The sequence below is a fragment of the Ruegeria atlantica genome, assembly GCF_013032005.1.
Taxonomy (GTDB): domain Bacteria; phylum Pseudomonadota; class Alphaproteobacteria; order Rhodobacterales; family Rhodobacteraceae; genus Ruegeria; species Ruegeria atlantica_A.
In genome coordinates this window covers 40,950-63,846 of the sequence record NZ_WQBE01000018.1, presented here as the reverse complement: position 1 = coordinate 63,846, position 22,897 = coordinate 40,950, and the positions used below count along the sequence as shown (strand labels likewise).

Below are 22,897 nucleotides of genomic sequence, written 5' to 3'. Positions count from 1 at the left end.
AGGCCGGGCACATGGAATTTGGCTTCACTACTGCCGCCTACGTTGTTGCGGCTGTTCTGTTCATCCTTTCGCTCGGCGGATTGTCGAACCAGGAAAGTGCCAAGCGCGCGGTCTGGTATGGCATCGTCGGTATGGCGCTGGCGGTTTTTGCCACGCTGGTTGGTCCCGGTTCGGGGCTGTGGCTGCTGTCGCTGCTGCTGATTGCGGGCGGTGGCCTGATCGGTCAGTACGTCGCACAACGCGTGCAGATGACCGAGATGCCGCAGCTTGTGGCTGCGATGCACTCGCTGGTTGGTCTGGCGGCTGTGTTCGTCGGCTTCAACGCACATTTTGAGATTGGCAACGTGGCGCAGGTCATGGCCATTGCCGACAGCGCAAAAGAAGCGGACCTTTCTGATCTGGGGGCATTCGCCAAGCTGATTGCCAAGAAAACCTCGGCTGAGTTGGCAATCCTGCATGTCGAGCTGTTCCTGGGTATCTTCATCGGTGCGATCACCTTTACCGGGTCGGTCGTGGCCTATGGCAAGCTGGCCGGCAAGGTCACATCGGCGGCGACCAAGCTTCCGGGCGGTCATGCGCTAAATGCGGCGGCTGCAGGTCTCTCGCTGATCTGCTTGGTCTGGTACACCTCGACCGGCGGCTTCTTCCCGCTGTTCCTGATGACGCTGGCCGCGCTGTTCATTGGCTATCACCTGATTATGGGAATCGGCGGTGCCGACATGCCCGTGGTTGTGTCGATGCTGAACTCGTATTCGGGTTGGGCCGCGGCGGCGATCGGCTTCTCGTTGGGCAACGACCTGCTGATCGTGGTTGGTGCGCTGGTGGGTTCGTCCGGTGCGATCCTGTCCTACATCATGTGTAAGGCGATGAACCGTCATTTTGTCAGCGTGATCCTGGGCGGCTTTGGTGGCCCGCAGGGCGAACAGATGGCCGTAGAGGGTGAGCAGATTGCCATCGAGGCCGATGGTGTGGCCGCAGCGCTGAACGATGCTGACAGTGTCATCATCATCCCCGGCTATGGCATGGCCGTGGCGCAGGCGCAGCAGTCCGTTTCCGAACTGGTCCGCAAGCTACGCGCCCAGGGCAAGAATGTGCGCTTTGCGATCCACCCGGTCGCGGGCCGTCTGCCCGGCCACATGAACGTTCTGCTGGCCGAGGCGAAGGTGCCGTATGACATCGTGCTGGAGATGGACGAGATCAACGACGACTTCCCCGAAACGGATGTGGCCATCGTCATCGGCTCGAACGACATCGTGAACCCTGCGGCACAGGAAGACCCCAACAGCCCCATCGCCGGCATGCCGGTTCTGGAATGCTGGAAGGCGAAACAGGTGTTCGTGTCCAAACGCGGCCAGGGCACCGGGTATTCGGGCATCGAAAACCCCCTGTTCTTTAAGGAAAACACCCGCATGTTCTATGGCGACGCAAAGGCCAGCCTCGACAAACTGCTTCCCATGATCGACTGAGCTTGGGGTGTAAACAAATTGCAAAGGGCGCCTTCGGGCGCCCTTTTCTTATTTGTAGTGAAGGAGGCTCTTCCTCCGGACCTTGGGGATATTTGTAGCCAGATGAAGCAGGCGGATTGTGATAGACTGGTCTGACATGGTGGGTGTCAGGAGAGTAGCCATGCAGAAAGTAAACGGCATAGGTGGTGTGTTCCTTCGGGCACGCGACCCAGACGCGTTGAGCGCGTGGTATGAGAAACACTTGGGCGTCAATCATTACGATCCTTTGCCCTGGTAGCAGCGCGAAGGGTCTACTGTCTTTGCCCCATTTGCCGAAGATACGGAATACTTCGGCCGCGCAGATCAGCAATGGATGATCAATTTCCAAGTAGACGATTTGGCGGCGCTGATAGCGCAGCTTGAGGCCGCCGGGATCACCGTGGAAACACGTGCTGAGTGGGACAGTGAGGTGGGAAAGTTTGCCTGCATTCACGATCCCGAGGGCAATCCGATCGAGCTGTGGCAGCCAAATCAATGAGATAGAGGGAATGTATACAGCCGTATCCACTTAAGTATATGAAATAAAAAGAGAATTGATGTATTTTTGAGGTGGCGTATAGTGCCCCGGACAAAACGGAGCTCTGCATGACGCCCATTGATGATCACCCGCTGCGCTATGCGCTGGCCAATGAACTGCACGCGCGCCCCTTTCCGGTGGCCGCGACGCCGTGCACGGTGGTGTTCTTGGCGATCAAGAAGCCAGACGCAGCCGTGGCGCGGGACCGGAATGAGGATCTGGCCCATCTGATCAATCTGCTGGATCGCCACGGCGCACAACATCCGCAGCCGGAGGCGACGCATTACGCTGGTCAGATTGGCCGTCATTGGTTGAAATGGGAACAGCATACCGAATTCGTCACTTACACTGCGATTACACAAAATGTCAGCGATCGCCCCTTCAACCCGGCAGATTTCGAAGTCTTTCCCCCTGATTGGTTGATGGCCAGCCCAGGGCAGAGGGTGACGTCGGCCATGCTCCGCGTGGTTGAACGCCAGGACGACGAAGCGGTCCGGTCCTCTCTGGGCAACTGGTTCGAGCCTGAAAGCCTTGCCGTGGCCCGGGTGCTGGACGATACCGCCATTTGTGCCAGTGATTTCCGTATCGATCCGGCCGGGCACATGCGCTTTGCGCTGTTTGTCAGCAAGGGCACAGGGCGACGCAGGACGGGGCGGATCATTCAGCGTTTGTGTGAGATCGAGACCTATAAAGCAATGTCAATGCTTGGGTTTGCCCGCGTCAAACAGCTGACCCCACGTATCGGTGAATTGGACGGTAGGCTGACCGAGTTGATGGGGCAAATGACCGACAACGCGGCCCACCCAGATGAACTGCTGCCCGATCTATTGTCCACCTCGACCGAGCTGGAAACGCTGTCCGCCCAGTGTTCCTTTCGGTTTGGGGCGACGGGGGCCTATGAGGCTATCGTGAACCAGCGGATCGAAGTGCTGCGAGAAGAGCGGTTTGAGAGCCGTCAGAGTTTCGCCGATTTCATGATGCGCCGGTATGATCCAGCCATTCGAACCGTCAAATCCACCGAGCGCCGCCTGCAGGCTTTGTCCGATCGGGCGATCCGTGCCGGTGAATTGTTACGTACCCGGGTCGATGTGGAACGCAGTGCGCAAAACCAGGCGCTGCTGGAAAGCATGGATCGGCGTGCCCAGATTGCGTTGCGGCTACAGCACACCGTCGAAGGGCTGTCTGTGGTAGCTATCAGTTTCTACGCGGTGACGCTGGTCAGTGACTTTCTTTACCCGCTGACCGAGGATGGGATCAGTCAGGGACGGTTGACTTCGGTTGTGACGATCCCTGTCATTCTGTGCGTCTGGGTTGCCATCCGTCAGATTCGAAAGCGTTTGCAATAGCCCACAATTGCGAATTACCTAGGGCGCTTTAGGAACAGCAAACTGCGCGTGGGAGTTTTCTGTGATCGGAATTATGTCTGCATGGCGGGCGGTGGCTGCCATGTTCATCCTGAACGGTTCGCTGTTTGGCATTTGGGCATCTCGCATTCCAGCCGTGCGGGACAGACTGGAATTGACGCATGAGGCATTGGGCTATGGTCTGCTGTTCATGGCAGCGGGGGCAGTGTGTTCCTTTCCGGTGACGGGGCGGTTGTCTGATCGGTTCGGGGCCGTAGCCATCACGCGGGTTATTGCGGTGCTGTACACGTTGTCTCTGATCCTGTTGGCCGTGGCCGATGGGTTCTGGGCGCTGGCGGGGTTCCTGTTCGTATTCGGTGCCTTTCACGGTTCAATGGATGTGGCCATGAACGCCTGGGCCGCCGAGGTCGAGCAAGCCTATGACAAACCAGTCATGTCCTCGTTCCACGCGATGTGGAGTTTGGGCGCCGGGTTGGGGGCGCTTAGCGGATACGGGGCGGTGCAGCTGGGACTGACAGTAATGCAGCACTTTTTACTGGCTGGCGGAGTTGTCGTGGCGCTGGCGCTGACCCTGTCCTGGGTTAAGTGGACGTCGCGCAGAGCTGTCTCACATGACGGCAGTGTCTTTGCCCTGCCGTCCGGTGCGTTGATTCTGGTTGGGTTCACTGCGCTGTGCGGTGCTTTGGGGGAAGGTGCCGTAGCGGATTGGAGTGCAATATTCCTGCGCGATGTGACCGGTGCCGCCGAAAGCGTCGCTGCGTTGGGATATGCCGTGTTTTCGGTGACGATGGTGGCGTTTCGGCTGGCTGGCGGATTTGCAATCGCGCGGTTTGGTCCTGTCGCAACGGCCCGTTTTGGAGGCATTTGCGCGGCACTTGGCGTGTTCGGTGTGGTCTCGGCATCAGAGGCGGGATTGGCCTTAGCGGGTTTTGCCCTGATGGGGGTTGGTTATGCTGTGATCATGCCGCTGGCCTTCAGCCGGGCAGCCAATGATCCTCATGTACCGCCGGGGCAGGCCATCGCCAGTGTGGCGACGCTGGGGTACGGAGGGTTACTGATCGGCCCACCGCTTATTGGGATTTTGGCCGAGATGCTTACATTACGATTGGCATTCATGGTTTTGTTGCCCTTGGCCATCCTGATTGTCCTGCTGTCCGGCGCGCTGCGGCCTGCGTCTTTGGACTGACTTGAGAATTCCGCGCCGGGATAAAGCCGGGGCAAAGAAAAAAAGATGGGAGAAGACTATGCCGATCAAAAACCGTTTTGCCGAATTGCAGAGTGAAATCACTGGGTGGCGGCGCGATATTCATGAAAACCCCGAGATTCTATTCGAAACGCACCGCACCAGCGCACTGGTTGCTGAGAAGCTGAAGGAATTCGGCTGTGATGAGGTTGTCACCGGAATTGGTCGCACCGGGGTCGTTGGGGTGATCAAAGGTAAGGTCGACACGGGGGGCAAGGTGATCGGTCTGCGGGCCGATATGGATGCACTGCCGATACATGAGGCGACGGGTCTGGAGTATGCCTCCAAGACCGACGGGGCGATGCACGCATGTGGCCATGACGGGCATACGGCGATGTTGCTGGGCGCGGCGAAATACCTCTCGGAAACGCGGAATTTCGACGGCACCGTCGTGGTGATCTTTCAACCTGCCGAAGAGGGTGGCGGCGGAGGCCGCGAGATGTGCGAGGACGGCATGATGGACCGTTGGGGCATCCAAGAGGTCTATGGCATGCACAACTGGCCTGGCCGTCCTGTCGGCAGTTTTGCCATTCGTCCGGGCGCGTTCTTTGCGGCCACAGATCAATTCGACATCACCTTTGAGGGCAAGGGCGGTCACGCGGCCAAACCGCATGAGACAGTCGATACAACCGTGATGGCGGCGCAGGCGGTTCTGGCATTGCAGACGGTGGCGTCGCGCAATGCAGATCCGGTGGATCAGGTCGTGGTTTCAGTTACGTCGTTTGAAACCTCGACCACCGCCTTTAACGTCATCCCCCAAACGGTACAGATCAAAGGTACCGTCCGTACGATGAGTTCAGAAATGCGGGAAATGGCGGAAAAGCGCATCAAAGAGATTTGCAACGGAATCGCGGCGACATTTGGCGGAACGGCCAATGTCACCTATTACTTGGGCTATCCGGTGATGGTGAATAGCGACGCGCAGACCGACTTTGCAGCGGATGTCGCGCGTTCAGTGGCGGGCAATTGCGACGAAGCGCCGTTGATCATGGGCGGCGAGGATTTCGCCTTTATGCTCGAAGAACGGCCGGGGGCGTATATTCTGGTTGGCAATGGCGACACGGCGGCGGTGCATCACCCTGAGTACAACTTCAACGACGAGGCCATTCCGGCAGGGTGCAGCTGGTGGGCTGAGATTGTCGAACAGCGGATGCCGGCGGCCTGATCTTGGCGTTGGGTAGCGCGAGGGGCCAGCCCCTCGCGCTACCCGGGACAAACTTAGTCAGATGACGTTGAACCCGACCCAGTTAAGCTGAGTTCGGTGCATAGCGTCTCGACGATTGCATCCAGTGCCGATTGTTGGGTGTTTACGCAGGATTTGGCAGCCTTACGGGCTGTGTCCAGCGTGGTTTGGTCCGATAGCCAGGTTTCCACGGCCTCGGTCAGTTCGGAAGCAGATTGAACTTGTAGCGCCCCGCCGGATTCGATCAGCGGGGCGAAGGTTTCGGCAAAGTTGAAATAGCCGGGGCCGGTGATTACAGCGGCACCCGCCTGGGCCGGTTCGAACGGATTGTGGCCGCCGATCTCTTTCAGTGATCCGCCAAGGAACACAATAGGGCACAGCGCGTACCATGTGCCGGTTTCACCCAGCGTATCTGCCATGTAGACCTGCGTTTTGTCGGTGATCTTGTCGTCATTCGATCGAATGGCCACAGTTTGCCCCGCTTGGGTTGTCAGACTGGCGACCTCGGCGCGGCGTTCAGGGTGGCGCGGGATCAGCAACAGCAGCAGGTCGGGCCAACGTTTGAGCAGCTCTGCGTGGGCGGCAAGAACGGTTTCCTCTTCACCGGCATGTGTCGAACTGGCGATCCAGACGGGGCGGGCGCCGATCTGTGCGCGGATTTCGGACAACGTGGCCTGATCAATCGGCAAGGGGTCAGACATGGCCTTAAGATTCGTGCCCGGCTGTACACGTTCAGCGGGCGCGCCCATCACGATCAGGTTTTGCGCGGTCTTGTCGTTCTGGGTCAGGAACAGGCGAAAATGATCCAGAATGAACCGGGCTGTGTCCGGGCGTTTTTTCCAGCCTTCGACGGATTTGTCCGACAGGCGTGCGTTGAGCAGAGCCAAGGGCATGCCACGGTTGGCACCTTCGACAATCAGGCGAGGCCAGATTTCGCTTTCCACGAAAATACCGGCATTCGGGTGCCAGTGGTCCAGAAAGCGCCGCACGGGGCTTGCGGTGTCTAGTGGAGGGTACTGGTGCCGCGTTCGTGGTGGCAAGCGTTTTTCGATCAGCGCAGCCGAGGTTGGCGTGCCAGAGGTGATCAGAAACTCGGCATCCGGCAGACGTTCCCCCAACCGTTTGATCAGGCTGATGACCGAAAGGGTTTCACCAACGCTGGCGGCGTGGAACCAGATCAGCTGGCCGTCGGGGCGGGGCAGGCTGGCACGGCCTTGGCGTTCCTGTTGTCGGGTTACGGAAACATCCGCGGCTTGCAGCTTGTTCCTTACGGTGCGCCAGACGAACGGTCCCGCAACAGAGGTCAGGCCGCAATATAGATGATACAGCAGGGTCGGTCGGCCCGTCTGGTCCGGCACGTCAGCCGCCTGTGTGGCTCATGTGACGGCTCATCTTGCCGTCGACCGCCTGGCGGGAATAGTCGAAATCATGTCCCTTGGGCTTGAGGTTGATCGCCGCGCGGATTGCGTCTTCGAGCGGTTGCTCTGTATCGGGGTGATCGCGTAGTGGACCACGCAGGTCAGCCATGTCCTCTTGGCCCAGACACATAAACAGCTCACCAGTGCAGGTCAGGCGCACGCGGTTGCAGCTTTCGCAGAAATTATGCGACAGAGGGGTGATGAAGCCGATCTTTTGGCCGGTTTCCTCTAGGCGAACATAACGCGCTGGCCCGCCGCTGCGTTCTGCCAGATCGGTCACGGAATAGTGGTTCTCGTATTCCTTACGAACATCCTTGAGCGACCAATATTGATCCAGACGATCCTCATTGCCAATATCGCCCATGGGCATGACCTCGATCCAGGTCAGGTCCATATCGCGTTCCGCACACCATTTCGTGATCGTCGGCAATTCTTCTTCGTTGAAGCCCTTCAGGGCCACCGCGTTGATCTTTATCCTCAGCCCGGCTTTCTGCGCCGCGTCGATGCCGTTCAACACTTGTTTAAGACGGCCCCAGCGGGTGATCGCCGCGAATTTATCTTCGTCCAGCGTATCCAGCGAGATATTTACCCGGCGCACACCTGCTGCGTACAGGTCATCGGCAAAACGGTGCAGCTGCGAGCCATTGGTGGTCAGCGTCAGCTCTTTCAACGCGCCGCTGTCCAGATGGCGGGTCATGCTGTTGAAAAACGTCATGATATTTCTGCGCACAAGCGGCTCACCACCGGTAATGCGCAGCTTTTCAACCCCCAACTTCACGAAGGTCGAGCACATGCGGTCCAGCTCTTCCAGTGTCAGCAGGTCTTTCTTTGGCAGAAACTTCATGTCCTCGGACATGCAGTAAACACAGCGGAAATCGCAGCGGTCTGTAACAGAGACGCGGAGATAGGTGATCGCACGTGCGAATGGGTCGATAAGCGGAGCAGTCATGCGACATAGGTAAAGCCGCGACCTGCTTGCGACAAGGGCGAAGTTTCCTTTGCGCTGGTACAGATGCGCACAGGGCGGTAGGTTGATGGCATGAGATATATGCTATTCGCTTTGTTTATTCTGGTGACCGGATGCGACACCGTACGGTCCACGACAGATCGGGTCTTTGGGGGCGAAAAGACGCCTTCTGAACCTGAAGACGCCGTGGTCGAAGAGGTTGTGGCAGAGGAAGCAGTTGAACCAGAACCCGTTGCGGCCACTGCTGCCGGCTGGGTGGGCGCAAAGACGACCATAGCCGGACTGGGCGATCCGACCACGCCGGGTCGTTGGTTGGAAACTCCGCTGGTCGACGTCGAATTCACCGGTCGCGTGGTCGTTCCCAGAACCGGCTCGCAGGCTTATATTACGCTGGTTCCAGCGCCAGGGCCCGAAAGCGGCGGCAGTCGGTTGTCTCTGGATGCGATGCGGGCCTTGTTGTTGCCATTCGACGAATTGGTTGAACTTGAGGTCTATTCCAACTGATCTTTCAGGTATTTTCCGGCTTCGCGGCGGGCGAAAGGCTTCATCGCGTCACCATGGGTTTTCAGAAACGCGATGACGCGTTCAGCGTCGTGTTTGGACAGGTCACGCAGCCACCAAGCAATGGCTTTCTGAATGAACCAGCCCCGGTCCGGCACATAGCTTGCCGCCCAGCCAAGGATGCGGTCGCGCCGTGCCAGATCGTCGGGTTTGGGGTGATTCTGCTTGGTCCAGGGAAGGGTGGCCACCAGCGCTGCGCGCCGTGTCCACATATGATCGGAAGTCGTCCAGATTTCCACCTGATCCAACCGGGTTGGGTCGGCAGACAGACGTTTTTGCATCGCCATGCAGGCGTGATCGGCCGCAGCCCAGGCGTCGAAATCGGGCAACCAGCTGTGCAGTAAATCCCAGACCGCCCCATCAGGCCGAATGCGGGCCTGGGTCAGCAGTTTGGCTGCGGCCAGACGGCCCTCGTGTATATTGGTCTGCCACAAGGCATCCGCCAACTCCACGCGCTCAGATACATCCAGGTCTTGACGCCAATCTTTCGTCAGGTCGTTCAGAACGGGGTTCGCGACACCCAGATAGGGGCGGTCAACCTTGTGATAGGCCGCCATTTGGCTCGCGCGTACGGGGTCGGCATGAGCTTTGATCTGTTCCAGATAGAAATTCAATGTTTGTCGCCCTGCTGGTGAAACGGGCCGTGGGTGCAGCCCGATCTTGGCTTATTCGACGGTGACGGATTTCGCCAGATTGCGGGGCTGGTCCACATCGGTACCTTTGGCGACAGCCGTATGATAGGCCAGCAGCTGCGCCGGAACCGAATACAGGATCGGGGCAAGGCTGGGATGAATATGGGGCATGCGAATAGTGCTCCACACCCCATCCTCGGCCTCGGTAACGCCGTCATCATCCGAGACCAGTATTACCTTGCCTTTGCGCGCCATGACCTCTTGCATGTTCGACACGGTCTTGTCGAACACCGCATCGCGCGGGGCCATGACCACCACCGGCATGTGCTTGTCGATCAAGGCGATGGGACCGTGCTTTAGCTCGCCAGAAGCATAACCTTCGGCGTGTATATAGCTGATTTCTTTTAGTTTCAGCGCGCCTTCCATAGCCAGTGGATACATCAGGCCGCGGCCCAGGAACAGCACATCGCGCGCCTCGGACAAGCGCTGGGCCGAGGCCTTGATGGACTGGTTCTGATCCAGCGCGGCATTTAGTGCGGTCGGCAATCCACGCAATGCGGCGGCATGATCAGCCAGTTCCTCATCGCTTAGGGTGCCCCGATCCGCAGCCGCCTTGAGCGCCAGCATCAGCAATACACTTAGCTGACAAGTGAAAGCTTTGGTCGAGGCCACACCGATCTCAACCCCAGCATGGATCGGCAGGGCGATGTCGCTTTCGCGCGCGATCGAGCTTTCGGGGACATTGATCACCGAAACGATCTTATCGGCCTTGCCCTCGCAATAGCGCAGCGCGGCCAGCGTGTCGGCGGTCTCACCCGACTGGCTGACAAACAGAGCCGCCGTACGATCGGGGATCGGAGGTTCGCGATAGCGAAACTCGCTGGCGATATCGACCTCGACGGGCATTCTGGCCAACTGTTCGAACCAGTACTTTGCTGTCAGGCAGGCATAAAAGGCAGTTCCGCAGGCGACCATGGTCAGGCGGTCCAGCTTGCTGAAATCCAGCTCACACGGCAGGGTTATCTCGTTGCCGCCAGTGGGCAGGTAGGATTGGATTGCCTCGGCAACCACCACGGGTTGCTCGGCGATTTCCTTTGCCATGAAATGCTTGTGACCCGCCTTGTCGGCCCGTGTTTGATCCAGTTTGATCTGGCGGGTCTCGCGGTTGGCCAGTTCTCCGGCTTCGTTGCGGATTTCAAGCGAAGTGCGGGTCAGGACCGCCCGGTCGCCTTCTTCAAGATAGGTGATACGATCCGTCAGCGGGGCCAGCGCAATGGCGTCCGAACCGACATACATTTCGCCTTCCCCATGCCCAATGGCCAAAGGTGAGCCCTTACGCGCCGCGACGATCAGGTCGTCTTGCCCGTCAAACAGAAATGCAAGTGCAAACGCCCCTTGAAGCTGGTCGATGGTTTTGAACGCCGCATCAACGGGCGATAGGCCGATATTGAGATAATACTCGGCCATCAGAGCCACGGTTTCGGTATCGGTCTCGGTGACGAAATCGACGCCATGTTCGGCCAACTCAGCCCGCAAATCGCGATAGTTTTCAACGATGCCGTTATGCACCACGGCCACGGGGCCTGCCTTGTGCGGGTGCGCGTTGGTGACTGATGGTGCGCCATGTGTGGCCCAACGGGTATGCCCGATGCCCGATTTACCGCGCAGAGGATTGTGCACCAGCAAATCGCTGAGGTTGACCAACTTGCCCACAGCCCGGCGGCGCCCAAGTTCACCGTCATTGACCGTCGCAATACCGGCGCTGTCATAGCCGCGATATTCCAGCCGTTTCAGCGCCTCAACCAAAATAGGGGCGGCTTCGTGTTGCCCCAGTACACCTACAATTCCACACATAGATCAGGTTCCTTTGTCGCGGCGAGCCTTCTTCGCCTTCAACATATCAAACAATTTACGTGCATAACCCGGCTTGTTGTCCTGCTTGGCGCGGGCCATGGCCAGCGCGTCGGGCTCGACGTCTCGCGTCACGACTGTGCCGGTGGCTGTCATTGCGCCGTCTCCGACCTTCACCGGGGCCACCAGCATTGTGTTCGAGCCGACAAAAACATTCTCACCAATTGTGGTGCGATGCTTCATCACACCGTCATAGTTGCAGGTGATTGTTCCAGCGCCGATATTCGACGCCGCACCTACCGACGCGTCACCGATATAGCTGAGGTGGTTAACCTTGGCCCCTTCGGCGATCTCGGCGTTCTTTATCTCGACAAAATTGCCGATGCGGGCGTTTTCGGCCAACTCGGCACCTGGGCGCAGGCGGGCATAGGGGCCAACAATAGAACCGCGGCTGACGTGGCAGCCCTCCAAATGCGAAAACGACCGGATTGTAGCACCACTTTCGACTGTGACGCCGGGGCCAAAAACCACGTTGGGTTCAATCACAGTGTCGCGCCCGATGACGGTGTCAGCGGCCAGATAAACAGTATCGGGTGCCATCAGGGTGACGCCAAGATCCAACAGCTCGGCACGGGCACTGGCCTGAAACACAGCATCTGCCGCAGCCAAATCGGTGCGGGAGTTCACACCTAATGTCTGTGCTTCGTCACAGGCGACTGCGGTGACTTTCAGACCGCGCGCGCGCGCGATTTCCACGACGTCCGTCAAATAATACTCACCTGCCGCGTTGTCATTTCTTACCGTGTCGATCAGGGAAAACAACGCCTGCGCATCACAGGCCAAAAGACCAGAGTTGCAAAAGGTTATCGCGCGCTCTTCATCCGATGCGTCTTTGAATTCGACGATCCGCTCAAGACTGTCACCGTTCATCACCAGGCGACCATAACGCGCAGGATCGCCGGCCTCAAACCCCAGAATGACAAGATCGTTTTCTGCCCGCGCCGCGATCATGCGTTCCAGCGTATCGGGCTGCAGAAACGGCGTGTCGCCATACAAAACCACGACGTCGCCGGTGAATCCGTCCAAAGCCTCGCGTGCCTGCGCGACGGCATGGGCAGTACCCAACTGCTCGTCCTGAACAGCGATTTGCGCCGCTTCATCCTCGGCAGTTGCAACCTTGGCTACGGCTTCAGCCCCGTGCCCGGTGACGATCACGGTCCGCTCGGGCGACAATATGGCCCCGGCGCGCATAGCGTGCACCAGCATCGGGACCTGCGCGATGGGATGAAGAACTTTGGGAATATCCGAATGCATCCTGGTGCCTTTTCCAGCGGCAAGGATGACAAGGGCAGTGCTCATGAAATCGATTTCTCTTTGTGTTTTGTTGCGCTCCGTTTTATCCGCTGAGGGCAAAGGCGCAAGCGGTTCACGGATCAAACAAGATTGCCGTTTGCAACACGAGACGGCAATAAACCGCCGAGGCAGGAGGCACAATGCGCACAGTAATCTTCGATCTGGACGGAACTTTGGCCGATACGTCGGGTGATTTGCTGGCGGCGGCCAACCACTGTTTTCGCCAGATGGGGCATGGGGATGTCCTGGTTCACGATGATGACGCAGCCGTTGCCTTGCGGGGTGGACGGATGATGCTGACCCATGGGCTGAAGCGGGTCGGTGCTTATGATGAGGATACTGTTCTGGCCTATTATCCCACCCTGCTTGAGGCTTACGCGAAGGACATCGACACTCACACTCGGTTCTATCCCGGTGCGCTTGAGGCTGTCGAAATGCTGAAATCCCAAGGTTATGGCGTAGGTATCTGCACCAATAAACCAGAGGCTCTAGCCCATCAGTTGCTGACCCAGATGGGCGTGCGGGATCAGTTTGCGTCTTTGGTGGGGGCAGACACGTTGCCCGTGCGCAAACCGGACCCCGAACCACTGCGCGAAGCCGCGCGCCGGGCCGGGGGACACCCCGATTTGTGTGTGCTGATCGGCGATTCCGACACCGACCGAAATACGGCGCGGGCAGCGGGCGTGCCCTCGGTGCTGGTGACGTTTGGCCCGTCCGGGCAAGATATGGCCGCATTGGAACCCGAAGCACTGCTGCATCACTTTGAAGATCTGCCTGAGCTGGTCACCGGACTGATTGGTGCGGCGGCACAAATTCTTGACCCCAACCCTTTGCAGGATCAGAACTAGCCCATGACCGAAACATTCACTGGCAGCTTCACCCAGCAGGAACCTATTCCAGAAGAGGCGATTGACGCCGCCATGGCCGTTCTGCGCCATGGGCGTCTGCATCGCTATAACGTCGTACCCGGAGAGTTGGGCGAAACCGCGCTGCTGGAGCAGGAGTTCGCGGCGCAAATGGGGGCGAAATACTGTCTGGCTGTGTCTTCTGGGGGTTATGCACTGGCCACCGCATTGCGGGCCGTGGGGGTGCAGCCGGGTGATCCGGTTTTGACCAACGCCTTCACGCTTGCGCCGGTGCCGGGATCGATTGCCTCGGTCGGGGCAAGGCCAGTTTTTGTGGGCGTGACTGAGAATCTGACGATTGATCTGGATGATCTTGAGGTCAAGCTGGATCAGGCGCGGGTGCTGATGCTCAGCCACATGCGCGGACATCTGTGCGATATGGACCGGTTAATGCAGATGTGTGATGCGGCGGGCGTTGCGGTGATCGAGGACTGCGCCCACACAATGGGTGCCGCATGGCGCGGGCAATTGTCGGGGCGTCAGGGGGCGATTGGGTGCTATTCCTGCCAGACGTACAAACACGTCAATTCCGGTGAAGGTGGTCTGCTGATCACCGATGACGAAGTGATTGCGGCCAAGGCCACGATGCTGTCGGGCTCGTACATGCTATATGAACGCCACCTTGCCGCACCGGGGCCCGAGGTGTTTGAAAAGATCAAATACACCACGCCCAATGTGTCCGGCCGCATGGACAATCTGCGCGCCGCGATCCTGCGCCCGCAACTGCGTGATCTTGACCGGCAGGTGCAGCGCTGGAACGAACGCTATGACGAAATCGCAACCGGCCTGCGGGACACCCCCGGCCTGACCATCGTCGAGCGTCCCGAGCAAGAGACCTATGTCGGTTCGTCGATCCAGTTCTTGCTGCTCGACTGGACGCCCGAACGTATTGCCGAGGTAATCCGTCGTTGCGGCGCACGGGGGGTCGAGATTAAGTGGTTTGGTGGGGCGGAGCCGACTGGATTCACCTCGCGCTATGACAGTTGGCGCTATGCCGAAAGCACGCCTTTGCCCGCAAGTGACCGTATCCTTGCCGGGGTAATGGATATGCGCGTGCCGTTGACTTTTTCGCTGGACGACTGCCGCCTGATCGCGCGCATCATCCGGGCCGAAGTTGGGGCTGTGTTTCAATCGTGATCCAATTGAGTGCGCCTTTGGCGCACGCTTTAATCTTGAAAAATGCCACCCTGTTCGGGGTGGCATTTTCTTTGGTGCTAGCCTTCTCATTGACCCGTGGAGGATTCGCTGTTACCTAATTATTGAACAAGTGTTCATTAATTCGATGAGGAGGTCGCAACATGTTCACGGCCACAATGCAATTTGATCTGGGTGAGGATGTGAACGCTCTGCGCGAGATGGTGCATCGCTGGGCGCAGGATCGGGTCAAACCGATGGCGGCCGAGGTCGATCAATCGAACGCCTTTCCCAATGAACTGTGGAAAGAGATGGGCGACCTCGGGCTGTTGGGCATCACCGTGCCCGAAGAGTATGGCGGGGCGGGGATGTCCTATCTGGCCCACACCGTAGCGGTGGAGGAGGTGGCGCGGGCCTCGGCTTCGGTCTCGCTGTCTTACGGGGCGCATTCGAACCTGTGCGTCAATCAGATCAAGCTGAACGGCAATGACGAGCAGAAGGCGAAATACCTGCCGCGTCTGATCTCGGGTGACCATGTTGGCGCGCTTGCAATGTCCGAGGCCTCGGCCGGATCAGACGTTGTGTCGATGAGGCTGCGCGCGGAAAAGCGCAACGACCACTACCGTCTTAACGGCAACAAGTATTGGATTACCAATGGGCCGGACGCGGACACGCTGGTCGTGTATGCCAAGACAGACCCGGACGCGGGCTCAAAAGGGATCACGGCCTTTTTGATCGAGAAAGAGATGAAGGGATTCTCGACCTCTCCGCATTTCGACAAGCTGGGGATGCGGGGGTCGAACACAGCCGAACTGATCTTTGAAGATGTCGAAGTGCCGTTCGAGAACGTTCTGGGCGAAGAGGGCAAGGGCGTTGCGGTTCTGATGTCAGGTCTGGATTATGAACGCGTCGTGCTGGCTGGGATCGGCACTGGCATCATGGCTGCCTGTCTGGACGAGATCATGCCCTATCTGGCCGAGCGTAAGCAGTTCGGCAAACCGATCGGTAGCTTCCAACTAATGCAGGGCAAGATTGCCGACATGTATACCGCGATGAATTCCGCGCGGGCTTATGTCTATGAAGTTGCCAAGGCTTGTGACCGGGGTGACGTGACCCGTCAGGATGCAGCGGCGTGCTGCCTTTACGCCTCGGAACAGGCGATGACGCAGGCGCATCAGGCTGTGCAGGCGATGGGCGGGGCCGGGTTCCTGTCGGATTCAGCGGTCAGCCGGATATTCCGAGACGCCAAGCTGATGGAGATCGGCGCGGGCACCAGCGAAATTCGCCGAATGCTGATCGGGCGCGAGTTGATGAGCGAAATGCGCTGAGAAAAACGCCCCGCCAAAGGGTGGCGGGGCGTTAAAGACAAGGATCAGAAGCGATGGACGTAGGATACGCCGACCAGCCAGGGATCGATTTCTGCAGTGCCGATATCGGTGCCGTTCAGTTTGACGTCCGAGTCGATGTCGAACCAGCGCACGTTCAGACGCACGGCTCCTTTTTCGGTGACCATGTAGTCCAAACCGGCTTGCAGCGACACACCGAAGGAGTTGTCGATGTCCAGATCCCCAAGCGCGGATTTTTCGTCAAAGAAGATGGTGTAGTTCAAACCGGCGCCAACATAGGGCTTCCAGGCGCTGTTGGTCGCGAAGTGATAGTTCAGCGACAGGGTAGGCGGCAGGTGTTTGGTGCTGGCCAGATCGGTGCCCCCCAGCGCGATACTGTGGCTGAACGGGGTCGCGGCCAGCAGTTCGATGCCAAGATTGTCCTGGACAAAATACTCTACTGTGAAGATCGCGCTGGTGTCTGCGTCAATGTCGGTATCGAGACCAGCCAGGGTTCCGTTGTCGGATTTCGGGTCCAGATAACCAACACCGACACCCACGGTCCAGTCACCTTGGTTTTGGGCCATTGCAGGGGCGGCAAGTGCGACAAGCGCAGTCGAGAGCGTCAAAGCGGCGAGTGTTTTGGTCATTTTATGGCCTTTGAATTTGTTGATGAGTCGCTTGTGCAGGACCGGACCGTTGCGAACTCTGATCTGCATCAAGTTCCTGTGAAAACAGGGGGGCGTCCGCGCCCGCCAAGGGTAGGAAAAACAAGGGGTTTTGCGCATGCATCCCGATAGGTGCATTCCCGGTATGCGGAAGGCGGGCGTCTGGGATATTCCGGATCAGCTCAATATGGCGCGACAATGCCTGGCGCATCCTCGTGACAATGTGGCCATCGTTGATCTGACAGACGGGTACCGCGAAACCGTTACCTTTGGTCAACTCACGCGCATGACGGACGGGATTGCACGTGAACTGCATCAGCAGGTGCAGCCCGGCGACCGCGTGGGTGTGTTGCTGAGCCAGTCGCCCTGGTGTGCGGCGGCGCATCTGGCGATCTGGAAGCTTGGGGCGATTTCGGTGCCGCTGTTCAAGCTGTTCAAACGGGATGCGTTGGCCTCGCGCGTGGGGGATGCGGGTGCGCGTCTGGTGCTGACCGATGCCGAAGGAGCCGCGTTGCTGGGCGATCTGGCTCACCCGGTTCTGGTCGAACATGTTGCACCATCGGATGATCCGTTCCCCTGCTCAGATACAGGCCCCGAGCATCCGGCGGTGCTGATCTATACCTCGGGCACCACGGGCAGCCCCAAGGGCGCACTGCATGGGCACCGGGTTCTGACCGGCCACCTGCCGGGTGTCTCGATCAGCCACAATTACCTGCGCGAAGGCGATTGCCTTTGGACACCTGCAGATTGGGCCTGGATCGGAGGTCTGTTCGACGTGTTGATGCCCGGGCTAGCGCTGGGTATTCCTGTGGTCGCGGCGCGGTTGGAAAAGTTTACGCCGGAAGCCTGCGTCGACGTGATCGCCCGCGGCGGTGTGCGGAACTTGTTCTTCCCTCCGACCGCACTTCGCATGCTGAAGGCGGCGGAGCAGGCAATCCCCGGTCTGCGCTCGGTCGCTTCGGGCGGTGAGCCGCTGGGGGCCGAGATGCTGGCATGGGGGCAACAGGCGTTTGGCCTGACGATCAACGAATTCTACGGCCAGACCGAATGCAACATGGTCGTGTCTTCTTGTTCCGAGGATTTCCCGGTGCAACCCGGCTGCATCGGTAAACCGGTGCCGGGGCATGAAGTCGCGGTGATCGACGAAGACGGCAATCCGATCGATGAAGAGGGTGACGTGGCCATCCGGCGCGGCTCGGCCTCGATGTTGCTGGAATACTGGAACCGGCCCGAGGCGACGGCTGAGAAGTTTCGCGGCGACTGGCTGATCACCGGAGATCGCGGCGTGTGGGAGGGCGAGTATCTACGCTTTGTCGGTCGCGATGATGACGTGATTACCTCAGCCGGATACCGCATCGGCCCGGCCGAGATCGAGGATTGCCTGCTAACCCACCCGGCGGTGGCGACCGTGGGCGTGGTCGGCAAGCCCGACCCACTACGGACCGAGATCGTGAAGGCCTATGTGGTGCTGAAACCGGGGGCCGAGGCTTCGGGGTCGGAGTTGCAGGACTGGGTCAAGGCGCGTCTGGCTCAGTATTCCTATCCGCGTGAGGTCGCATTTCTGGAGGAGTTGCCGATGACGGTGACGGGGAAGGTGATCCGGAAGGAATTGAAAGTGCGAGCGGCGGCGGAGGACAAACAATGCTGAATAAGTTGCACAGCTTTGATTTGCTTACTCTAGGCACTGTTTCAGTTCTCACCTTTGTGCTGCCCCAAGACCTTTGGGCACAGAACTATCAAGTTCAAGATGAGCACGGACAAACTACCGTGGACCAAGCCTACATGGATGCTCAAGTCCGTGGGTGTGTCGAAAGTGCTGGAGCACCAACAGACCTTTCCGACTGTATTGGTGCTTTTTCGGGCGATTGCATGAATGAAGATATTTCTTGGGGGCAAAGCACTCTGGGAATTTACTTTTGCGTCGAAGCTGAAACAGCGGTCTGGGACACGCTGGTGGACGAGAGTGCCGCAGACCTGCTGGTTCATTACAGCATGCTTGATGAAGGAGACGCTGAGAAAGCTTCCTCTCTACCTTTTAGAGTGCCGAGTTTAACCGAAGCACAAGAACGTTGGGAAGAAATGCGGGAGGCGGACTGCTTGGTGGAGTATCTTCAGTGGAGAGGGGGAACAGGTGCGAAACTCCTTGGGGCCGGGTGTCGCTTGGAGCGAACGAGCCAAAGAGTGGTTTGGTTAAAGACGTTGTTGGAGGAAAGATGATGCTTCTTATTTCGGCGGGTTTTCTGATGGACCAGGAAAGCAAAGAATGAAACTCACATCCAAAGCCATGCCCGCCTCTGAGGGCTTCAAGACAAACCGCACCGCTCATCTCGATGCGCTGGCACAAATCACTGCCGCCGCCGAAGCAGCCCGCATGGGCGGTGGTGAGAAATCCCGCGCGCGGCATGAATCCCGGGGAAAGATGCTGCCACGTCGTCGGGTGGCGAACTTGCTGGACCCGGGGTCTCCGTTTCTTGAGATCGGCGCGACGGCAGCGCATGGGATGTATGGCGATGCCGCGCCTGCTGCCGGGGTCGTCGCGGGTATTGGCCGCGTGCAGGGGCGTGAGGTTATGGTGGTGTGCAACGATGCCACTGTGAAAGGCGGCACTTATTACCCGATGTCGGTCAAGAAACATCTGCGGGCGCAGGAGATTGCTGAGGAAAACAACCTCCCCTGTATCTATCTGGTCGATAGCGGCGGTGCGAACCTGCCCAATCAGGATGAGGTCTTCCCCGACCGCGACCACTTTGGCCGCATCTTCTACAATCAGGCACGGATGAGCGCCAAAGGGATTGCACAGATCGCCGTGGTAATGGGCTCGTGTACGGCGGGTGGGGCCTATGTGCCTGCGATGTCGGATGTGACGATCATTGTGCGCGACCAAGGCACGATTTTTCTGGCCGGGCCGCCTCTGGTCAAGGCCGCGACCGGAGAGATCGTCAGCGCCGAAGATTTGGGTGGCGGCGACGTTCATACTCGCTTGTCTGGTGTAGCCGACTATCTGGCCGAGGATGACGCCCACGCGCTAGCTCTGGCGCGGCGCGCGGTCGGGTCGCTGAACCTGCGCAAACCGCAGACGGTGGATTGGGCCAGCCCCGAGGACCCGGCCTATGACCCCGAGGAAATTCTGGGCGTAGTGCCCGCCGATCTGCGCACGCCGTATGACATCCGCGAGGTGATCGCGCGGTTGGTCGACGGCTCGCGTTTCGATGAGTTCAAACCGCGCTTTGGCGAGACGCTGGTGACTGGCTTTGCCCATGTCAAAGGCTGCCCTGTCGGGATCATTGCCAACAACGGCGTGCTGTTTTCCGAAGCTGCTCAGAAGGGCGCGCATTTTGTCGAGCTGTGTTCGCAGCGGAAAATCCCTCTGGTGTTTTTGCAGAATATCACCGGGTTCATGGTTGGCCGGAAATACGAAAACGAGGGGATTGCACGACACGGGGCCAAGATGGTGACAGCAGTGGCCACGACGAACGTGCCGAAGGTCACGATGCTGGTCGGCGGTTCTTTTGGGGCCGGGAATTACGGCATGGCGGGACGGGCCTATCAGCCGCGCTTCCTATGGACCTGGCCGAACTCGCGGATTTCCGTGATGGGAGGCGAACAGGCGGCGGGCGTTCTGGCCACCGTCAAACGCGACGGGATCGAACGGCAGGGCGGCACCTGGTCTGCCGAGGAGGAGACCGAGTTCAAACGCCCCACACTGGAGATGTTCGAGGAACAGTCGCACCCGCTCTATGCCTCAGCCCGGTTGTGGGATGATGGCATCATTGACCCACGCAAAAGCCGCGATGTGCTGGCGCTGTCGCTGAGCGCCGCGCTGAATGCCCCGATTGAAGAGACACGTTTCGGCGTGTTCAGGATGTGATGCGCATGAACCTGAAAGAAGTAATGACCCGCTACCCGGACGCACAGACTTTTAAGTTCGGCGATAGCGCTGCCTTGAGTGCTGAATTGCTGGCATTGGTGCGCTCAGGCCAAAAAAAAGCAACTTGTGGGGCGCTGCGCGACTATCCGGACGGAAGCCCTGAGACACCAGTTGTCGGGCGACGCGATATCGCTCTGGAATGGGATGACACCCCGGCTTTGGTGATTGAAACGGTCGATGTCACGATCTGTCGTTTTTGCGATGTGACTGAGGACTTTGCTTTGGCTGAGGGTGAGAATGAAACGCTTGAAGGATGGCGCGAGGATCACCGTCGTTACTTTGAGCGCAATGGCGGTTTCGATCCCGAGATGGAGTTATTGTGCGAACGTTTCCGTCTTGTCGAAGATCTGGCTGTTGAGGGGTAAGACATGTTCACTAAAATCCTGATTGCCAACCGGGGCGAGATCGCATGTCGCGTCATGGAAACGGCTCAGAAAATGGGCGTCTTCTGTGTTGCGGTCTATTCCGACGCGGATGCCTCGGCAAAACATGTGCAGATGGCCGATGAGGCTGTCCGTATCGGCGGCGCGGCTCCCGCTGAAAGCTATCTGAAGGGCGACGTGATCATTCAGGCTGCGCTGGATACCGGAGCTCAGGCGATCCATCCGGGGTACGGCTTTCTGTCGGAAAACCCCGAATTCGTGGATGCGGTCGATGCGGCTGGTTTGACGTTTATCGGCCCTTCGGCGGATGCGATCCGCAAGATGGGTCTCAAGGATGCGGCCAAGGTTCTCATGGAGCAGGCAGGCGTGCCGGTTGTGCCGGGATATCATGGTGACAATCAGGACCCCGAACATCTGGCGGGCGCTGCTGAATCCATCGGTTATCCCGTGTTGATCAAGGCCGTGGCAGGTGGCGGCGGCAAGGGCATGCGGCTGGTCGAACGTCCTGAGGATTTCGCCTCAGCATTGGACAGCGCACGGGGCGAGGCCAAAACAGCCTTTGGCAATGACGCCGTTCTGGTCGAGAAATTTGTCGCCAAACCCCGCCATATCGAAGTGCAGGTGTTTGGCGACGGCACCCATGCGGTGCATCTGTTTGAACGAGACTGCTCGCTTCAACGCCGACACCAGAAGGTGATCGAGGAGGCTCCGGCCCCGGGTATGACGGCTGAGATGCGCGAGGCGATGGGGCAGGCGGGCGTGCGGGCCGCCGAGGCGATCGGGTACAAGGGCGCAGGGACGGTTGAATTCATCGTTGATGCTTCGGACGGGCTGCGTCCGGACAGGTTCTGGTTCATGGAGATGAACACGCGCCTGCAGGTCGAGCATCCCGTGACCGAAGCGATCACCGGGGTCGATCTGGTCGAATGGCAATTGCGGGTCGCCGCTGGCGAGGCGTTGCCGAAACGTCAGGACGATCTATCCATCACTGGCCACGCATTTGAGGCCCGTCTTTATGCCGAGGACGTGCCCAAGGGCTTCCTGCCTGCAACGGGCACCCTGACGCATCTGCAATTCCCTACGGCCTGCCGTGCCGATAGCGGAGTGCGTGCGGGTGATACGATCAGCCCATGGTATGACCCGATGATCGCTAAAGTCATCGTCCATGGCCCCACGCGCGCGGTTGCATTGGAACAGCTTCATCGTGCCCTGCAGCAGACCGAGGTCGCAGGCACCGTGACCAACCTCGCCTTTCTGGGCGCGCTGACCCGGCATGAAGGTTTCGCCACAGGTGATGTAGATACCGGGCTGATCGGGCGGGATATTGATGCGCTGACACTGGTAGCTCCGATTTCGGCAGCGACATGCGTGGCGGCTGCGATGACGGCGTTGGACTTGGTCGATACGAAGGAAGAGACTGGGTTTTCCCTGTGGGCTCCGTTGCACCGTGCAGTTCAGCTAAAGGTAGATGACACCCTTGATCTTGATGTTCAGGTTGAAGGTTCAAATCGTCAGGTTTGGCAGGTCGGGGAAGATACTGTCATTGCCGAGCGCAGCAACGGTATCTGGTCCATTGACGGCAGCCCAATGCCGCAGGTGTCGGTTTCGGGCGCGCGGATCACGGTCTTTGACACCTACGGGCAGGCGTTTGACATTGTTGATCCGCTGGACCGCGATGCCAGCGCTGCAGGCGATACTAACGTGATCGAAGCCCCCATGCCCGGATTGGTCAAGGCGGTGTTTGCCGCCGTTGGTCAAAAGGTAAGTGAGGGAGACAGGCTTGCCATTTTGGAGGCGATGAAAATGGAACATTCCCTTCTGGCCGCCCGCGACGGTGTCATTGCCGAGGTGCTGACTGAGGACGGCGCGCAGGTCGAAGCCGGAGCGGCCCTGATCAGATTAAAAGAAGAGTGACCTGTTCGCGCGCCGCATCGCGTGGCACAGTCAGGCCATCCGAACA

General features: G+C 58.9%; 20 protein-coding genes and 1 pseudogene. 15 read left to right on the top strand and 6 right to left on the bottom strand.

The features are described from left to right. Positions 1-11: 11 nt before the first annotated feature. From GOX21_RS20995 to GOX21_RS20975, 6 genes and pseudogenes are all read left to right on the top strand, one after another. Complete coding sequence (locus GOX21_RS20995; protein ID WP_170360212.1) at positions 12-1,466, top strand: NAD(P)(+) transhydrogenase (Re/Si-specific) subunit beta; 1,455 nt, start codon at positions 12-14, stop codon at positions 1,464-1,466. Between the two features lie 160 nt (positions 1,467-1,626). Further along, positions 1,627-1,743, top strand: a complete 117-nt coding sequence (locus GOX21_RS21820; RefSeq protein WP_367647801.1) for a VOC family protein — start codon at positions 1,627-1,629, stop codon at positions 1,741-1,743. 57 nt (positions 1,744-1,800) lie between these two features. Then, positions 1,801-1,983: pseudogene (locus GOX21_RS21815) on the top strand (VOC family protein); the annotation flags it as partial. A gap of 107 nt (positions 1,984-2,090) precedes the next feature. After that, a complete protein-coding gene (locus tag GOX21_RS20985; RefSeq protein ID WP_170374579.1) occupies positions 2,091-3,368 on the top strand; it encodes a DUF3422 family protein in 1,278 nt (425 codons plus the stop codon). Between the two features lie 61 nt (positions 3,369-3,429). Beyond that, positions 3,430-4,572, top strand: coding sequence for an MFS transporter (locus tag GOX21_RS20980; RefSeq protein ID WP_367648168.1), 1,143 nt, complete (start codon positions 3,430-3,432; stop codon positions 4,570-4,572). Between the two features lie 58 nt (positions 4,573-4,630). Further along, positions 4,631-5,794, top strand: a complete 1,164-nt coding sequence (locus GOX21_RS20975; RefSeq protein ID WP_170374580.1) for a M20 aminoacylase family protein — start codon at positions 4,631-4,633, stop codon at positions 5,792-5,794. A gap of 53 nt (positions 5,795-5,847) precedes the next feature. On the opposite strand, the gene GOX21_RS20970 is transcribed toward GOX21_RS20975, so the two are convergent. Together GOX21_RS20970 and moaA are read right to left on the bottom strand one after the other, a co-directional pair. Further along, positions 5,848-7,170: a 3-deoxy-D-manno-octulosonic acid transferase gene (locus tag GOX21_RS20970; RefSeq protein ID WP_170374581.1), complete on the bottom strand. Its 1,323-nt coding sequence runs from the start codon at positions 7,168-7,170 to the stop codon at positions 5,848-5,850. Position 7,171: 1 nt separating this feature from the next. Continuing rightward, positions 7,172-8,179: a GTP 3',8-cyclase MoaA gene (gene moaA / locus GOX21_RS20965; protein WP_170348111.1), complete on the bottom strand. Its 1,008-nt coding sequence runs from the start codon at positions 8,177-8,179 to the stop codon at positions 7,172-7,174. 90 nt (positions 8,180-8,269) lie between these two features. On the opposite strand from moaA, the gene GOX21_RS20960 reads away from it, so the two are divergent. Then, positions 8,270-8,701: a hypothetical protein gene (locus tag GOX21_RS20960; RefSeq protein ID WP_170360202.1), complete on the top strand. Its 432-nt coding sequence runs from the start codon at positions 8,270-8,272 to the stop codon at positions 8,699-8,701. Here GOX21_RS20960 and GOX21_RS20955 read toward each other — a convergent pair. From GOX21_RS20955 to glmU, 3 genes are read right to left on the bottom strand one after another with little or no spacing between them, the layout of a single operon-like run. Next, the gene (locus tag GOX21_RS20955; protein WP_170374582.1) at positions 8,689-9,372 is read right to left on the bottom strand and encodes a DNA alkylation repair protein; all 684 of its coding nucleotides are present in this window, start codon (positions 9,370-9,372) and stop codon (positions 8,689-8,691) included. The genes GOX21_RS20960 and GOX21_RS20955 overlap by 13 nt on opposite strands. 51 nt (positions 9,373-9,423) lie before the next feature. Further along, complete coding sequence (glmS, locus tag GOX21_RS20950; protein WP_170374583.1) at positions 9,424-11,244, bottom strand: glutamine--fructose-6-phosphate transaminase (isomerizing); 1,821 nt, start codon at positions 11,242-11,244, stop codon at positions 9,424-9,426. A 3-nt stretch (positions 11,245-11,247) separates the two neighbouring features. Beyond that, positions 11,248-12,600, bottom strand: a complete 1,353-nt coding sequence (gene glmU / locus GOX21_RS20945) for a bifunctional UDP-N-acetylglucosamine diphosphorylase/glucosamine-1-phosphate N-acetyltransferase GlmU (RefSeq protein WP_170374585.1) — start codon at positions 12,598-12,600, stop codon at positions 11,248-11,250. A gap of 134 nt (positions 12,601-12,734) precedes the next feature. Here glmU and GOX21_RS20940 point away from each other — a divergent pair, with 134 nt between their 5' ends. The 3 genes from GOX21_RS20940 (at position 12,735) to GOX21_RS20930 (ending at position 15,961) form a co-directional block, all read left to right on the top strand. Further along, positions 12,735-13,442, top strand: a complete 708-nt coding sequence (locus GOX21_RS20940) for an HAD-IA family hydrolase (protein WP_170374587.1) — start codon at positions 12,735-12,737, stop codon at positions 13,440-13,442. Between the two features lie 3 nt (positions 13,443-13,445). Continuing rightward, positions 13,446-14,636, top strand: a complete 1,191-nt coding sequence (locus GOX21_RS20935) for a DegT/DnrJ/EryC1/StrS family aminotransferase (RefSeq protein WP_170374589.1) — start codon at positions 13,446-13,448, stop codon at positions 14,634-14,636. A gap of 161 nt (positions 14,637-14,797) precedes the next feature. Then, a complete protein-coding gene (locus GOX21_RS20930; RefSeq protein ID WP_170348123.1) occupies positions 14,798-15,961 on the top strand; it encodes an isovaleryl-CoA dehydrogenase in 1,164 nt (387 codons plus the stop codon). A gap of 44 nt (positions 15,962-16,005) precedes the next feature. On the opposite strand, the gene GOX21_RS20925 is transcribed toward GOX21_RS20930, so the two are convergent. Then, positions 16,006-16,608, bottom strand: coding sequence for an OmpW/AlkL family protein (locus GOX21_RS20925; protein WP_170348125.1), 603 nt, complete (start codon positions 16,606-16,608; stop codon positions 16,006-16,008). Between the two features lie 136 nt (positions 16,609-16,744). Here GOX21_RS20925 and GOX21_RS20920 point away from each other — a divergent pair, with 136 nt between their 5' ends. From GOX21_RS20920 to GOX21_RS20900, 5 genes are read left to right on the top strand one after another with little or no spacing between them, the layout of a single operon-like run. Next, positions 16,745-18,274: an AMP-binding protein gene (locus GOX21_RS20920; protein ID WP_170374591.1), complete on the top strand. Its 1,530-nt coding sequence runs from the start codon at positions 16,745-16,747 to the stop codon at positions 18,272-18,274. Continuing rightward, the gene (locus GOX21_RS20915; protein ID WP_170374593.1) at positions 18,268-18,843 is read left to right on the top strand and encodes a lysozyme inhibitor LprI family protein; all 576 of its coding nucleotides are present in this window, start codon (positions 18,268-18,270) and stop codon (positions 18,841-18,843) included. The genes GOX21_RS20920 and GOX21_RS20915 overlap by 7 nt, the downstream gene beginning before the upstream one ends. A gap of 46 nt (positions 18,844-18,889) precedes the next feature. After that, complete coding sequence (locus GOX21_RS20910; protein ID WP_170374595.1) at positions 18,890-20,494, top strand: carboxyl transferase domain-containing protein; 1,605 nt, start codon at positions 18,890-18,892, stop codon at positions 20,492-20,494. Further along, a complete protein-coding gene (locus GOX21_RS20905; RefSeq protein WP_170374597.1) occupies positions 20,494-20,919 on the top strand; it encodes an ASCH domain-containing protein in 426 nt (141 codons plus the stop codon). Before GOX21_RS20910 ends, GOX21_RS20905 begins: the two co-directional genes overlap by 1 nt. Positions 20,920-20,922: 3 nt before the next feature. After that, positions 20,923-22,851, top strand: coding sequence for an acetyl/propionyl/methylcrotonyl-CoA carboxylase subunit alpha (locus tag GOX21_RS20900; RefSeq protein ID WP_170374599.1), 1,929 nt, complete (start codon positions 20,923-20,925; stop codon positions 22,849-22,851). The last annotated feature ends 46 nt before the right edge of the window (positions 22,852-22,897 follow it).

Excerpts from the sequence above, each read along its gene's own strand:
- GOX21_RS20995 (WP_170360212.1), top strand. The coding sequence starts at position 12 with ATGGAATTTGGCTTCACTACTGCCGCCTACGTTGTTGCGGCTGTTCTG.
- GOX21_RS21820 (WP_367647801.1), top strand. The coding sequence starts at position 1,627 with ATGCAGAAAGTAAACGGCATAGGTGGTGTGTTCCTTCGGGCACGCGAC.
- GOX21_RS20985 (WP_170374579.1), top strand. The coding sequence starts at position 2,091 with ATGACGCCCATTGATGATCACCCGCTGCGCTATGCGCTGGCCAATGAA.
- GOX21_RS20975 (WP_170374580.1), top strand. The coding sequence starts at position 4,631 with ATGCCGATCAAAAACCGTTTTGCCGAATTGCAGAGTGAAATCACTGGG.
- moaA (WP_170348111.1), bottom strand. The coding sequence starts at position 8,179 with ATGACTGCTCCGCTTATCGACCCATTCGCACGTGCGATCACCTATCTC.
- GOX21_RS20960 (WP_170360202.1), top strand. The coding sequence starts at position 8,270 with ATGAGATATATGCTATTCGCTTTGTTTATTCTGGTGACCGGATGCGAC.
- glmS (WP_170374583.1), bottom strand. The coding sequence starts at position 11,244 with ATGTGTGGAATTGTAGGTGTACTGGGGCAACACGAAGCCGCCCCTATT.
- glmU (WP_170374585.1), bottom strand. The coding sequence starts at position 12,600 with ATGAGCACTGCCCTTGTCATCCTTGCCGCTGGAAAAGGCACCAGGATG.
- GOX21_RS20940 (WP_170374587.1), top strand. The coding sequence starts at position 12,735 with ATGCGCACAGTAATCTTCGATCTGGACGGAACTTTGGCCGATACGTCG.
- GOX21_RS20935 (WP_170374589.1), top strand. The coding sequence starts at position 13,446 with ATGACCGAAACATTCACTGGCAGCTTCACCCAGCAGGAACCTATTCCA.
- GOX21_RS20930 (WP_170348123.1), top strand. The coding sequence starts at position 14,798 with ATGTTCACGGCCACAATGCAATTTGATCTGGGTGAGGATGTGAACGCT.
- GOX21_RS20925 (WP_170348125.1), bottom strand. The coding sequence starts at position 16,608 with ATGACCAAAACACTCGCCGCTTTGACGCTCTCGACTGCGCTTGTCGCA.
- GOX21_RS20920 (WP_170374591.1), top strand. The coding sequence starts at position 16,745 with ATGCATCCCGATAGGTGCATTCCCGGTATGCGGAAGGCGGGCGTCTGG.
- GOX21_RS20915 (WP_170374593.1), top strand. The coding sequence starts at position 18,268 with ATGCTGAATAAGTTGCACAGCTTTGATTTGCTTACTCTAGGCACTGTT.
- GOX21_RS20910 (WP_170374595.1), top strand. The coding sequence starts at position 18,890 with ATGAAACTCACATCCAAAGCCATGCCCGCCTCTGAGGGCTTCAAGACA.
- GOX21_RS20905 (WP_170374597.1), top strand. The coding sequence starts at position 20,494 with ATGCGCATGAACCTGAAAGAAGTAATGACCCGCTACCCGGACGCACAG.
- GOX21_RS20900 (WP_170374599.1), top strand. The coding sequence starts at position 20,923 with ATGTTCACTAAAATCCTGATTGCCAACCGGGGCGAGATCGCATGTCGC.